The following is a 13,049-nucleotide window of genomic DNA, read 5'->3' as shown; positions in this document are numbered from 1 at the left end:
CCACCGCCGGCTCGGCCTTGAAGATGACCTTGCCGTCGCGGTCGCGGACCTCGTCGATGAACCACGGATCCACCCGCGAGCCGCCGTTGGCGAACACCGCGTAGCCGCGCGCCACCGACAGCGGGGTCAGCGAGGCGGTGCCCAGCGACATCGACAGGTTGGGCGGCAGTTCCGCCTCGTCGAAGCCGAACTGGGTGATGTAGGTGCGGGCGAAGTCCACGCCGATGGCGTCGAGCATGCGCACCGAGACCAGGTTGCGCGACTGCACCAGGGCCTCGCGCAGGCGCATCGGGCCGCGGAAGCCGCCGTCGTCGTTCTGCGGCGACCAGGTCTTGCCGCGGCGGTCGCGGAACACGACCGGGGCGTCGAGCACGATCGAGGCCGGGTTGAAGCCCTTCTCGAACGCGGCCGCGTACACGAACGGCTTGAAGCTGGAGCCGGGCTGGCGCCGGGCCTGGGTGGCGCGGTTGAACTTGTTGCCGGAGAAGCTGTAGCCGCCGACCAGGGCGCGCAACGCGCCGGTGTTGGCGTCCAGCGACACCAGCGCGGCCTGGCCGCGCGGCACCTGGTCCAGGACCAGGCTGGCGTCGCCGTCCTGGCGTACCCGCACCACGTCGCCGCGCTTGAGCAGGGCGGCCGGGTTCTTGTTCGTCCAGCGCGCCGAACCGGCGGCCAGGGTGGCGCGGCTGCCATCGGCCAGCACCACCTCGGCGCTGCCGTCGGCGGCGGTGGCGGCCACGATCGCAGGCAGCAGGTCGGCCTGCGCCGCGGTGCCGCGCAGCTCGCGCGCCAGCACCGCGTCGTCGGCATCGGCGGGGAGCTCGACGTGGCGCTCCACCCCGTGCCAGCCGTGGCGGTGGTCGTACAGGCGCAGGCCGTCGCGCACCGCCTTGTCCGCCGCCGCCTGGAACGCGGAGTCGATGGTGGTGGTGACGCGGTAGCCCTGGGTCAGGGCCTCCGGGCCGTAGCGCTCGATCATCTCCTGGCGGACCATCTCGGCCACGTACGGCGCCGAGGCCTCCAGCGGCGGCTCGTGGGCGCCGGCGTGCATCGGCACGGCCTTGGCCTGGGCGGCCTCGGCCGCGCTGACGAAGCCCAGCTCGGCCATGCGGTCGAGGATGTAGTCGCGGCGGATCTTCGCGCGCTCGGGGTTGTTGAGCGGGTTGCCGGAGGAGGGGAACTTGGGGATGCCGGCCAGCGAGGCCATCTCGTCCAGGTCCAGCTCGTCCAGCTTCTTGCCGTAGTAGAACTCGGCGGCCGCGGCCACGCCGTAGGCGCGGTTGCCGAAGAAGCTCTTGTTGAGGTACAGGGCCAGGATCTCGTCCTTGCTCAGCTCCCGCTCCATGCGCATGGCCAACAGCATTTCCGCGGCCTTGCGCTTGAGCTTGACCTCCGGGCTCAGGTAGACCTGGCGCGCCACCTGCTGGGTGATGGTGGAGCCGCCGGGGACCTTGAGGCTGCGGGTGGTGAGCATCAGCCAGATGGCGCGCGCGGTGCCCTTGTAGTCGACGCCGCCGTGCTCGTAGAAGCGCGCGTCCTCGATCGCCAGGAACGCCTGGCGCAGGCGCAGCGGCACCTGGTCGATGGTCACCGGGTAGCGCCGGGCCTCGCCGAACACCGCCATCAGCTTGCCGTCGGCGGTATGCACGTACAGTGGCTCCTGCAGCTCGATCTGGCGCAGGGCGGAGACGTCGGGCAGGTCGGCCGCGATGCTCCGGTAGAGCAGGGCCAGGACGACAAGCCCGGCCAGGGCCAGGCCGGCGGTGGCGACCAGGGCCCAGCGGAGCACGCGGCGGAGACGGGGCATCACGGTTCCGATTGCAGATTTCGCGGCCGCAGAGTATAGATGAGCGCAGGATGCCGCCGGGGGGGCATCCTTGGGGAACCAGGTCAGGCAGCCAGACAGCCGGTAGCGGGTCGAGCGACCCATTGCCGTGGGAGGGTTGCCAAGCCTGAAAAGGCCATTTTTAATGCGCGGGCACAGCAGTTGCGTCCAAGTGCCCGTCGGCAGGGGAGAAACCGTGGGGCTCATCCCGAAAAGCCAGTCGCCGCTGATCGGCGTCGACATCAGCTCGACTGCGGTCAAGCTGCTGCAGCTGTCGCGCAGCGGCAACCGTTACCGCGTCGAACACTACGCAGTCGAACCGCTGCCACCGAACGCGGTGGTGGAGAAGAACATCGTCGAGGTCGAGGCGGTGGGCGAGGCCATCCGGCGCGCCGTCACCCGTTCCGGCACCAAGGCCAGGAACGCCGCCGCGGCGGTCGCCGGCGCGGCGGTGATCACCAAGGTGATCCCGATGCCGGCCGACCTTGACGAGGACGAACTGGAGGCCCAGGTCGAGTTCGAGGCGGTCAACTACATCCCGTACCCGATCGAGGAAGTGAACCTGGACTTCGAGGTGCTCGGCCCGATGCCGAACAACCCCGAGACCGTCCAGGTCCTGCTGGCCGCCTCGCGCTCGGAGAACGTCGAGCTGCGCCAGTCGGCGCTGGAGCTCGGTGGGCTGACCGCCAAGGTGATGGACGTGGAGGCCTTCGCGGTCGAGAACGCGTTCGCCCTGATCGCCGACGACCTGCCGGTCGGCCGCGACGGCGTGGTCGCCCTGATCGACATCGGCGCGACCATGACCACGCTCAACGTCCTGCGCGGCGGCCGCAGCCTGTACAGCCGCGAACAACTGTTCGGCGGCAAGCAGCTCACCGACGAGGTGATGCGCCGCTACGGCCTGACCTACGAGGAAGCCGGCCAGGCCAAGCGCCAGGGCGGGCTGCCGGAGACCTACGAGCTGGAGGTCCTGGAGCCGTTCAAGGAAGCGGCCGTGCAGCAGGTCAGCCGCCTGCTGCAGTTCTTCTACGCCGGCAGCGAGTTCAACCGCGTCGACCAGATCGTGCTGGCCGGCGGCTGCGCCTCCATCGCCGGGCTGCCGGAGATGGTCGAGGAGCAGCTGGGCGTGCCGACCCAGGTCGCCAACCCGTTGGCGCAGATGACCCTCGGGCCGCGCGTGCAGGCGCACGCGCTGGCCCAGGACGCGCCGGCACTGATGATCGCCACCGGCCTGGCCCTGAGGAGCTTCGACTGATGGCACGCATCAACCTCTTGCCGTGGCGCGCCGAGCGCCGCAAGCAGCGCCAGCGCGAGTTCCAGGCCATGCTCGGCGCCGCCGCCCTGGGCGGCATCCTGCTGTCGATCCTGGTGTGGTTCCACTACGACATGGAAGTCAGCGGCCAGCACCAGCGCAACGACTTCCTGCGCGCCGAGATCGGGAAGGTCAAGGAGCAGAACAAGGAAATCGCCGAGCTCGACAAGAAGAAGAAGCGGCTGCTGGACCGCAAGGCCGTGATCGAGGAGCTGCAGGCCAACCGCTCGCAGATGGTCCACCTGTTCGATTCGCTGGTGCGCACCATCCCCGACGGCGTGGTCCTGACCGCGCTCAAGCAGGAAGGCAACATCCTGACCCTGCAGGGCACCGCGCAGTCCAACGCGCGCGTCTCCAACTACATGCGCAACCTCGAGACCTCCGGCTGGATGACCAAGCCGGACCTGTCGATCATCGAGGCGCGCAAGGACAACAAGGCGCCGATGACCAGTGGCGCCCGCTCGCTGCCGTACGACTTCACCCTGAAGGTCCAGCTCGCCAACCCCGGCGCCGACGCGAACGGCGGGCAGGCAATCGATCCGGAGGCGCTGGCCGCGCAGGCCGAGGCCGAGGCGGCGGCCGCCGCCGCGGACCCGGCCGCGGCCGACGCGGCGCAGCCGGCCGGCGAGGCCGCCGAGGCGGCCGTGGACCAGGGGAACAAGCCGGCGGCCAACGCCGCGGGAGGACCGGCGTCATGAGCAAGAAGAAGGTCAAGCTCAGCGAACTCGACTTCAACAACATCGGCTCCTGGCCGCAGCAGGCCAAGGTGGTGTTCTGCGTGCTGGTCGCGATCATCATCATGGCGGTGGCCTGGTTCGCCCTGATCAGCGGCAAGCGCGACGAGCTGCTGGGCCTGGAGAGCGAGGAGGCCTCCCTGCGCCAGGAGTTCGAGCGCGAACAGGGCCGCGCCGCCAACCTGGAGCCGCTGCGCCAGCAGCTGGCGCAGATGGAGCAGGTGCTGCAGCAGATGCTGCGCCAGCTGCCCAGCAAGACCGAGATGCCCGACCTCATCGTCGACATCTCCCAGACCGCGCTGTCCAGCGGCCTGTCCAACGAGCTGTTCCAGCCGCTTGACGAGATGCCGCGCGAGTTCTACGCCGAGAAGCCGATCAGGCTGCGCATGGTGGGCAACTACCACCAGTTCGGCGCCTTCGTCAGCGGCGTGGCCTCGCTGCCGCGGGTGGTGATCCTGACCATGCACGACATCTCGCTCAAGCCGATGGAGCGCGGCGGCGGCGTCAGCCGCACCGGCGCGCTGGAGCTTTCCGGCACGGTCAAGACGTACCGCTACCTCGACGAGAACGAGATTTCCGACGTCGAGGGCGCGAATGCAAACGCGGGAGGTCGCTGAGATGCACGCCAGTCGTTTCTTGGGGATGTGCGTGCGCACGTGCGGCCTGGCGGCCCTGGTCCTGGGACTGGGCGCCTGCGGCCGCGGGATCACCAGCACGCCGGGCGAGGCGCCCAACCTGGAGCGGTGGGTCGCCGACGTGCGCGCGCGCCCGGCGCCGCCGCTGGAACCGCTGCCGGTGATGCAGCAGTTCGAGACCTTCGAGTACGCCGCGCAGGACATGCGCGACCCGTTCAGCGACGCCTGGCGGAACCCGGAAGGGGGAGCCGGCCTGCGTCCCGACCCGAACCGGCCCAAGCAGCCGCTCGAGCAGTTCCCGCTGGACAGCCTGGACATGGTCGGCACGATCGGCCAGGGCCCCGGCCTGCTCGCGCTGGTGATGGCGCCGGACAAGGTCACCCACCGCGTCCGGCCGGGGACCTACATGGGGCAGAACGACGGCCGCGTGGTCGGGGTGTACGAGGACCGGGTCGAGCTGGTCGAGCTGGTGCCGGATGGCGCGGGGGGATGGCTGGAGCGTCCGGCCTCGATCGCGCTCGAAGATCAATGATTAGGGGATAGCACGATGACCTTTTCCAACGACCGGAGTCTGTGCAAGCCGCGGCACCCGGCGACCTTCAGGGCCTGTGCACTCGGGCTGGCGCTGGCCCTCGCCGCCACCACCGGCTTCGCCGCCAACCCGGCGGCCTCCGCGCAGCCGGCCGCTGCCGCCACGGGGACGGCGGCCAAGGCCAGCGTTTCCCACATCGATTTCAAGCGCGGCGACGGCGGCGCCGGGCGCCTGGTCCTGCGCTTCGACGGCGAGGGCGTGGCCCCGGACCTGCGCACCCAGGACGGCAGCGTCGTGGTCGACGTCGCCAACGCGGTGCTGCCGGCCGAGCTGCAGCGTCCGCTGAACGTCACCGACTTCGCCACCCCGGTGCAGCGCATCGACGCCCGCCCGTACGCTGGCGGCGCGCAGCTGGTGCTGGCCACCCGCGGCGAGTACGAGTCGCTGGCCTACCAGACCGGCAACGAGTACGTGGTCGAGATCGCCCCGCGCGCCAGCGCCCCGGCGGTCGGCGCGGTCAACAGCGAGAGCCTGGCCAGCGGCCAGGCCAAGGTCGCCGGCCGCGCCTATTCCGGCCGCCCGGTGACCTTCAACTTCCAGGACGTGCCGGTGCGCACCGTCCTGCAGCTGATCGCCGAGGAGTCCAACCTCAACATCGTCGCCTCCGACACCGTGCAGGGCAACGTGACCCTGCGCCTGGTGCACGTGCCGTGGGACCAGGCGCTGGACATCGTCCTGCGCGCCAAGGGCCTGGACAAGCGCCGCGACGGCAACGTGATCTGGGTGGCGCCGCAGCCGGAGCTGGCCGCGTTCGAGAAGGCCCGCGAGGACGCCCGCATCGACCTGGAGAACCGCGTCGACCTGGTCACCGACTACATCCAGATCAACTACCACTCGGCCGGCGCCATCTTCAAGGCGCTGACCGAGGCCCGCGGCGTGGGCGGCGGCTCCGGCGGCGACGGCGGCAACCGCGAGAATGGCTTCCTGTCCTCGCGCGGCCGCCTGGTCGCCGACGAGCGCACCAACACCCTGATGGTCAGCGACATCCCGAAGAAGGTCGCGCAGATGCGCGAGCTGATCAACGTGATCGACCGTCCGGTCGACCAGGTGCTGATCGAGAGCCGCATCGTCATCGCCACCGACACCTTCGCCCGCGACCTGGGCGCGCGCTTCGGCGTGCAGGGCCGCCGCAGCGGCAACAACACCGCCGCCATCGGCGGGTCGCTGGGCGAGACCGCGGGCATCGTCAACGGCGGCGTCACCGTCCCCGGCGACCTCAACGTGAACCTGCCGGCCTCGGCCGAGAACGCCGGCGCCCTGGCCTACACCCTGCTGGGCAACAACTTCGCGCTGGACCTGGAGCTGAGCGCGCTGCAGCAGGAAGGCCGCGGCGAGGTGCTGTCCAACCCGCGCGTGGTCACCTCCAACCAGCGCGAGGCGGTGATCCGCCAGGGCCGCGAGGTCGGCTACGTGACCCAGACCGGCGGCGGCACCCAGGGCGTGGCCACCCCGAACGTGCAGTTCAAGGACGTGGTCCTGGAGCTGAAGGTCACCCCGACCATCACCAGCGACAACCGCGTGTTCATGGTGGTCAACGTGCTGAAGGACGAGATCCTGCAGTACATCGACACCTCGATCGGCCAGGTGCCGGAGATCGCCACCCGCGAGATCAACACCGCGGTGCTGGTGGACGACGGCCAGACCGTGGTCATCGGCGGCGTCTACGAGTTCACCGACAGCAACAGCGTGTCCAAGGTGCCGTTCCTGGGCGACGTGCCCTTCCTGGGCAACCTCTTCAAGAAGAAGAGCCGCCTGAAGGAGAAGGCCGAGCTGCTGATCTTCCTGACCCCGAAGGTCATGCGGGTCGAGAAGCGCGCCTGACGGCCGCCCTCTGGCACGAACGGAACGGGGCCCACGGGCCCCGTTCCCGTTTCCGGCGCCGGAGCGGCGGCGATGGAACCAGGCCGCGCCCGGATCGGTCAGAATCGGGGCATGGACAATCCCAACGCCGAACCGGCCGGCCAGCCCGGTGCCACCGACGCCGCGCACGCGGCCTTCCTGCGCCTGCGCGAGAGCCTGGCGGCGAGCATCGTCGGCCAGGACGCGCTGGTCGAGCGCCTGCTGATCGCGCTGCTGGCCGACGGCCACCTGCTGGTGGAGGGTGCGCCCGGCCTGGCCAAGACCACCGCCATCCGCACCCTGGCCGCGCACCTGGAGGCGGACTTCGCCCGCGTCCAGTTCACCCCGGACCTGCTGCCGGCCGACCTCACCGGCACCGAGATCTGGCGCCCGCAGGAGGCGCGCTTCGAGTTCCAGCCCGGGCCGGTGTTCCACCCGTTGCTGCTGGCCGACGAGATCAACCGCGCCCCGGCCAAGGTGCAGTCGGCGCTGCTGGAGGCCATGGGCGAGCGCCAGGTCACCGTGGGCCGGCGGACCTACCCGCTGCCGCGGCTATTCCTGGTGATGGCCACCCAGAACCCGATCGAGCAGGAAGGCACCTTCCCGCTGCCGGAGGCGCAGCTGGACCGGTTCCTGATGCACGTGCGCATCGGCTACCCGGACGCGGCGATGGAGACCGAGATCCTGCGCCTGGCCCGCACCCAGGCGCGCAGCGAACTGCACGCGCCGGCGGCCGCGCCGGCGCGCATGCCGCAGGCGGTGGTGTTCGCCGCGCGCGAGCAGGTGCTGGGGCTGCACATGGCCCCGGCGCTGGAGCGCTACCTGGTGGAACTGGTGCTGGCCTCGCGCGATGCCGGCCGCTACGACCCGGCGCTGGCCCGGCGCATCGCCTGGGGTGCCAGCCCGCGTGGCTCCATCGCGCTGGAGCGCTGCGCCCGTGCCCGCGCCTGGCTGGCCGGGCGCGACTACCTCACCCCCGAGGACATCCGCGCCGTCGCCCCGGACGTGCTGCGCCACCGCGTGCTGCCCAGCTACGAGGCCCTGGCCGAGGGCTGGGACGGCGATCGCCTGGTGGCGGCGCTGCTGGAGCAGGTGCCGCCGCCATGAACGTGGTGGCGCGTCCGCGCCAGGAGGCGGCCGGCGAAGGCCTCGCGCCGCGGCTGGAGGAACTGGTCGCGCTGCGCCATGAAATCCCGCGTGCGGGCACGCCCGGGGTCGGCCGCGCCGGCCTGCGCGCCGCCGCGCCCTCGAGCCTGCGCGGGCGCGGCATGGAGTACGCCGAGTCACGCGAATATGTGGCCGGCGACGACGTGCGGCGCATGGACTGGCGCCTGACCGCGCGCACCGGCCGCGCCCACACCAAGCTGTTCCAGGCCGAGCGCGAGCGCCTGGCCCTGCTGGTGGCCGACACCTCGCCGGCGCTGTACTTCGGCACCCGGGTGCGCTTCAAGTCGGTGCAGGCCGCGCGTGCCGGCGCAGTGGCGGCCTGGGCCGCACTGCGCGCCGGCGACCGCATCGCGGCCCTGCGCGGCGGCGAGGCCGCCATCCCGCCGGCGGCCGGCATGCGCGGGGTGATGCGGGTGCTGGAGGCGCTGGTGCGCTGGTACGCGCAACCGCCGCAGGACGATGCCGGGCTGGAACTGGCCCTGGAACATGCCCAGCGCCTGCTGCGTCCGGGCGCACGCGTGGTGGTGCTGGCCGATCCGCAGGCCGCCGCGCGGGTGCCACTGCAGCGCTGGGCCGCGCTGGGCCGCCACCACGAGGCCGACCTGGTGCTGCTGCAGGACGCACTGGAAACAACGCCGCCGCAGCGCGCGCTGGCGGTGGAGGCGGGCGGGCGGCGCCTGCACCTGCCGCTGCAGCGCGAACAGGCGCGGGCGCAGTGGCATGCGGCGCTGGTGTTGTCGGCCGAGGTGCTGGCACGCACGCTGCCGGCCCATGGTTGGCGCGTGCACTGCCTGGCCACCGATGCGGCGGCCAGCGACTGGATGCAGCCGTCGCGATCCGCGCCGGGCGAGGCATGACCGACCGCCATGGATCCTGCACGGCTGCCCCTGCGCGACGTCCACCTGCCGCCCGCTCCTGGCTGGTGGCCGCCGGCCCCGGGCTGGTGGTGGCTGGGCGCGGGCCTGCTGGTGCTGCTGCTGGCGCTGGCCGGGTACCGGGCGTGGCGCTGGCGGCGCCGCCGGCGCTGGTCACGCTGGTTCCTGCGCGAAACCGGCGAGGGCGCGCCGCCGCAGCGGCTGGCGCAGCTGTCGGCGCTGCTGCGCCGCGCCGCGCGCCAGGCGCAGCCGGGCGCGGAACGGCTGCAGGGCGAGGACTGGCTGCGCTTCCTCGATGGGGCCCGCGGCCAGGCATTCAGCGCCGGTCCCGGGCGGCTGCTGCTCGACGGCGCCTTCCGCCCGCAGGCGGATGCCGCCGCGGTGGAACAGGTCGCCGCGCTGGCGCACGCGCGCTTCCTGGAACTGATGGACGCGCGCCGGGGGCGGACATGAGCGCGTGGCTGGCACAGGCCTGGGACGGCTTTGCCGGATTCGCCTGGCCCTGGGCCTGGGCGGCGCTGCCGTTGCCGCTGCTGGTGCGCCTGCTGCTGCCGCCGCGGCGCGATGCCGGTGCCGCGCTGCGGGTGCCGTGGAGCGCACAGCTGCAGGACGTGGCCCCGGTCGGCGGCGCGGCGGGCGTGCGCGGCGGGCTGGCGCTGCTGGCCTGGCTGCTGCTGTGCGCTGCCGCCGCCCGCCCGCAGCAGCTGGGCGAGGCGGTCGCGCCGCAGCAGCAGGCGCGGCAGATGCTGCTGGCGGTGGACCTGTCCGGCAGCATGAGCGAGGTCGACATGATGCTGGGGATGCAGCCGGTGGACCGGCTGACCGCGGCCAAGGCGGTGATCGCCGACTTCCTGCAGCGCCGCAGTGGCGATCGCGTGGGCCTGCTGGTGTTCGGCCAGCGCGCCTACATGCTGACCCCGTTGACCCTGGACCTGGCCGCGGTGCGCGAGCAGCTGCGCGACACCGCCGCCGGCATGGCCGGGCGCGAGACCGCGCTGGGCGATGCGATCGGCCTGGCGGTGAAGCGCCTGCGCGAACAGCCCGAGGGCCAGCGGGTGCTGGTGCTGCTGACCGACGGCGTGAACACCGCCGGCGTGCTGCCGCCGCTGAAGGCGGCCGAGCTGGCCGCCACCGAACGCGTGCGCGTGCACACCATCGCCTTCGGCGGCAGCGGCGGTGGCTTCTCGCTGTTCGGCGTGCCGGTCCAGCCCGGCGAGGACGTGGACGAGGACACCCTGCGCGCGGTCGCGGAGGCCACCGGCGGCCGTTTCTTCCGCGCGCGCGACGCCGACGAGCTGGCCGGCATCTACGCCGAGCTGGAGCGCCTGGAACCGGTGGACGTGGACGCCGCCCCGGTACGCCCGCGGCGGGAGGCCTATGCCTGGCCGCTGGCCGGCGCCCTGGCCCTGGCCCTGCTGGCCTTCGCCATGCCGGCAGGCCGCCGGCGCGAAGCAGGGGGCGCGGCGGCATGAGCGCATGGCTGCCGTTGCTGCATTTCCAGCGCCCGCTGTGGCTGTGGGCGCTGCTCCTGCTGCCGCTGCTGTGGGTTGCCTGGGGCCTGCGCCGCGACCGCGACTGGCGCGGGGTGGTCGATCCGCACCTGCTGCCGGCGCTGCTGGTGCCGGGGCAGGGCCGCGCCTGGCTGCGCCTGGCCGGGGTTTCGCTGGCCCTGCTGCTGGCGATCCTCGCCCTGGCAGGGCCAGGCTGGCGCCAGCAAGGGCAGCCGCTGGTGCGCCCGCACATGCCGCTGGTGGTGGCGCTGGAACTGTCGGCCGCGATCGCCACCCCCGACCTGCCTCCCTCGCGCCTGGCGCATGCCCGGCTGAAGCTGGAGCGGCTGCTGCACCAGCGCCGCGGCGGCGAGATCGGCCTGGTCGCCTGGGCCGAAGATGCCTACACGGTGGCGCCGCTGACCGCCGACACCGGCAACATCGCCCTGTTCCTCGACGCGCTGGCGCCGGACGTGATGCCGGCGGACGGCCAGCGCGCCGACCGCGCGATCACCCAGGCCGCGACCCTGTTGCGCCAGGCCGGCTTCGAGCGCGGCCAGATCCTGCTGCTGGCCGCCGGTGCCGACGAACGCGCGCGGCAGATCGCCGCGGCCACCGCCGCTTCCGGTTACGAGGTCTCGGTGCTGGGCCTGGGCACGCCCGGGGGCGGCGCCTACCGCGATTCCAGCGGCAGGCTGCGTACTTCGCAGCGCGACGACGCGGCCCTGCGTGCGCTGGCAGCCGCCGGGCAGGGCCGCTACGCGCCGCTGGCCATGGGCGATGCCGACCTGCAGGCACTGGGCGTGCTGCAGCCGGTGGAGGTGGAAGGAACGGCCGGGACGGACGGCGCGCTGGCCTGGCTGGACCAGGGCTACTGGTTGCTGCTGCCGTTGCTGCTGCTGGGCGCGCTGGCGTTCCGCCGTGGTGCGCCGCTGCTGGCACTGGTGCTGTTGCTGGGCGCGCTGCCAGCGACGCCGGCGCTGGCGCAGGACAGCCCCTGGCTGCGTCCGGACCAGCAGGCGCAGCGGCAGCTGCAACGCGGCGTGGAGGCCTACCGCCGCGGCGACTTCGCCGCCGCCGCCGAGGCCTTCGCCGCCGCCGGCGCGCGCGGGGCCGAGGCGCAGTACAACCTCGGCAACGCGCTGGCGCGCCAGGGGCGTTACGAGGAGGCGTTGCAGGCCTACGACCGCGCCCTGGCCCAGGCGCCGGGCATGGAGGATGCGCGCGCCAACCGCCAGGTGGTCGAGGCGGCGATGCGCCGGCAGCCGCCGCAGGGCGGCGGCGGACAGTCCGGCGATGCCGGCCAGTCCGGCAAGGACCCGGCCGGGCGCGGCCGGGATCCGGCGGATGACCCGCGCGGCAATAGCCAGGCCGGCGGACAGGACGCGCCGCCGCAGCCACCGGCGCGGGAACGGCCGCGACCTGGCGGGGACGGCGAGGGCGGCCAGGAGGACGCAGCGCAAGCCCGCGCCCGCCAGGAGCAGGCCGACCGCGAGCAGCGCGAGCGCATGCGCCAGGCGCTGGAGCGGCGCGGCCAGGAAGAAGGACAGGCGCAGCCGGCGGACGCCGGCGGGGAGGAACAGCGCGCGCAGCGCGAGCAGCGCCAGGCGCACGAGGCCTGGCTGCAGCGCGTGCCGGACGATCCCGGTGGCCTGCTGCGCGCCAAGTTCCGGCTCGAGCATGAGCGCCGCCAACAGGAGGGACGATGAACGACCCGCTATACCCGCGGCGCGACCAGCGCACTTCGCGGCGGCTGCGCGGCGCCTGCCTGGCGCTGCTGTGGCTGCTGGCCGGCGTCGCCGGTGCCGAAACCCGCGCCTGGCTGGACCGCAGCCAGGTGCGCGAGGGCGAGACCGTCACCCTCAACATCCAGACCGACCAGCCCGGCGTGGCGCCGGACTACGCGCCGCTGCAGGCCGACTTCGAGGTGGGCTCGCCGTTCCGCAGCGATACCGCCGGGCGTGGCGTGCTGTTTGGCGTGCGCCTGGTGCCGCGCCGCGCCGGCGCGCTGGAGGTGCCAGCGCTGCGGGTGGGCGCCGAACGCACGCCGCCGCTGGCGCTGCGCGTGGGGGGCGAGCGCCAGGATGCGCGCGGCGAGGTGTTCCTCGAGACCCGGGTCGAGGAGGAGGCACCGTGGGTGCAGCAAAGCGTCGGGGTCAGCGTGCGCCTGTACTTCGCCACCCCGCTGCTGTCCGGCGAACTGACCCAGGAGCCACCCGAAGGCGCCTCGCTGCAGCGCGTGGGCGACGATGCCACCGGGCGCGAGCGCATCGGCGGCCGCGACTACCAGTACGTGGAGCGGCGGTTCCTGCTGGTGCCCGAGCGCAGCGGCCCGCTGGAGGTGCCGGCGCCGCGGTTCCGCGGCAAGGCCGCGCCGCGGTTCTTCGACGACTTCTTCGGCACCGACCGCACCCTGGCCGCCAGCGGCCAGCCGCAGCGGCTGCAGGTGCGCGCGCAGCCGCCCGGCGCGCCGCAGCCGTGGCTGCCGCTGCGCGACCTGCGCCTGCGCTACCTGCAGCCGCCGTCCGCCGCGCGCGCCGGCGAGGCGCTGGAACTGGCGGTCGAGGCCCGCGCCGAAGG

The 13,049-nt window shown here is 73.1% G+C and carries 12 protein-coding genes; 11 read left to right on the top strand and 1 reads right to left on the bottom strand.

Annotation, left to right across the window (positions count from 1 at the left end; genetic code table 11):
• On the bottom strand, positions 1-1,807 hold a 1,807-nt coding region (locus tag B351_RS0100165), incomplete at its 3' end, for a penicillin-binding protein 1A (RefSeq protein WP_026010174.1).
• A gap of 214 nt (positions 1,808-2,021) precedes the next feature.
• Here B351_RS0100165 and B351_RS0100160 point away from each other — a divergent pair.
• From B351_RS0100160 to B351_RS15910, 11 genes are all read left to right on the top strand, one after another.
• Positions 2,022-3,080 carry a pilus assembly protein PilM gene (locus tag B351_RS0100160; protein WP_019397032.1) on the top strand — a complete coding sequence of 353 codons (1,059 nt, stop codon included), beginning with the start codon at positions 2,022-2,024 and terminating at the stop codon, positions 3,078-3,080.
• Positions 3,080-3,835 carry a PilN domain-containing protein gene (locus tag B351_RS0100155; RefSeq protein ID WP_019397031.1) on the top strand — a complete coding sequence of 252 codons (756 nt, stop codon included), beginning with the start codon at positions 3,080-3,082 and terminating at the stop codon, positions 3,833-3,835. Before B351_RS0100160 ends, B351_RS0100155 begins: the two co-directional genes overlap by 1 nt.
• On the top strand, positions 3,832-4,488 hold the full coding sequence (locus tag B351_RS0100150; RefSeq protein WP_019397030.1) for a type 4a pilus biogenesis protein PilO: 657 nt from the start codon (positions 3,832-3,834) through the stop codon (positions 4,486-4,488). The genes B351_RS0100155 and B351_RS0100150 overlap by 4 nt, the downstream gene beginning before the upstream one ends.
• Positions 4,489-4,513: 25 nt before the next feature.
• Positions 4,514-5,038: a pilus assembly protein PilP gene (locus B351_RS0100145; RefSeq protein ID WP_019397029.1), complete on the top strand. Its 525-nt coding sequence runs from the start codon at positions 4,514-4,516 to the stop codon at positions 5,036-5,038.
• Positions 5,039-5,053: 15 nt separating this feature from the next.
• Positions 5,054-6,919 (top strand): type IV pilus secretin PilQ, encoded by a 1,866-nt coding sequence (locus B351_RS0100140; RefSeq protein ID WP_019397028.1) that lies wholly within the window; start codon positions 5,054-5,056, stop codon positions 6,917-6,919.
• 111 nt (positions 6,920-7,030) lie between these two features.
• On the top strand, positions 7,031-8,044 hold the full coding sequence (locus tag B351_RS0100135) for a MoxR family ATPase (RefSeq protein WP_019397027.1): 1,014 nt from the start codon (positions 7,031-7,033) through the stop codon (positions 8,042-8,044).
• Positions 8,041-8,961, top strand: a complete 921-nt coding sequence (locus B351_RS0100130) for a DUF58 domain-containing protein (protein ID WP_019397026.1) — start codon at positions 8,041-8,043, stop codon at positions 8,959-8,961. The genes B351_RS0100135 and B351_RS0100130 overlap by 4 nt, the downstream gene beginning before the upstream one ends.
• A 9-nt stretch (positions 8,962-8,970) precedes the next feature.
• Complete coding sequence (locus B351_RS0100125; RefSeq protein ID WP_019397025.1) at positions 8,971-9,432, top strand: DUF4381 family protein; 462 nt, start codon at positions 8,971-8,973, stop codon at positions 9,430-9,432.
• On the top strand, positions 9,429-10,451 hold the full coding sequence (locus B351_RS0100120) for a VWA domain-containing protein (RefSeq protein ID WP_019397024.1): 1,023 nt from the start codon (positions 9,429-9,431) through the stop codon (positions 10,449-10,451). The genes B351_RS0100125 and B351_RS0100120 overlap by 4 nt, the downstream gene beginning before the upstream one ends.
• Positions 10,448-12,178 carry a tetratricopeptide repeat protein gene (locus B351_RS18145; RefSeq protein ID WP_019397023.1) on the top strand — a complete coding sequence of 577 codons (1,731 nt, stop codon included), beginning with the start codon at positions 10,448-10,450 and terminating at the stop codon, positions 12,176-12,178. Before B351_RS0100120 ends, B351_RS18145 begins: the two co-directional genes overlap by 4 nt.
• A partial coding sequence (locus B351_RS15910) for a BatD family protein (protein WP_019397022.1) occupies positions 12,175-13,049 on the top strand: 875 nt, incomplete at its 3' end. The genes B351_RS18145 and B351_RS15910, both read left to right, overlap by 4 nt.

It is taken from the genome of Pseudoxanthomonas sp. GW2 (assembly GCF_000283075.1).
In the GTDB taxonomy this organism is placed as follows: Bacteria; Pseudomonadota; Gammaproteobacteria; order Xanthomonadales; family Xanthomonadaceae; genus Pseudoxanthomonas.
This window is presented reverse-complemented; position numbering and strand designations above follow the sequence as displayed.

Bases quoted from the DNA above. Each gene is read 5' to 3' on its own strand.
- B351_RS0100155 (WP_019397031.1), top strand. From the start codon at position 3,080: ATGGCACGCATCAACCTCTTGCCGTGGCGCGCCGAGCGCCGCAAGCAG.
- B351_RS0100150 (WP_019397030.1), top strand. From the start codon at position 3,832: ATGAGCAAGAAGAAGGTCAAGCTCAGCGAACTCGACTTCAACAACATC.
- B351_RS0100145 (WP_019397029.1), top strand. From the start codon at position 4,514: ATGTGCGTGCGCACGTGCGGCCTGGCGGCCCTGGTCCTGGGACTGGGC.
- B351_RS0100140 (WP_019397028.1), top strand. From the start codon at position 5,054: ATGACCTTTTCCAACGACCGGAGTCTGTGCAAGCCGCGGCACCCGGCG.
- B351_RS0100135 (WP_019397027.1), top strand. From the start codon at position 7,031: ATGGACAATCCCAACGCCGAACCGGCCGGCCAGCCCGGTGCCACCGAC.
- B351_RS0100130 (WP_019397026.1), top strand. From the start codon at position 8,041: ATGAACGTGGTGGCGCGTCCGCGCCAGGAGGCGGCCGGCGAAGGCCTC.
- B351_RS0100125 (WP_019397025.1), top strand. From the start codon at position 8,971: ATGGATCCTGCACGGCTGCCCCTGCGCGACGTCCACCTGCCGCCCGCT.
- B351_RS0100120 (WP_019397024.1), top strand. From the start codon at position 9,429: ATGAGCGCGTGGCTGGCACAGGCCTGGGACGGCTTTGCCGGATTCGCC.
- B351_RS18145 (WP_019397023.1), top strand. From the start codon at position 10,448: ATGAGCGCATGGCTGCCGTTGCTGCATTTCCAGCGCCCGCTGTGGCTG.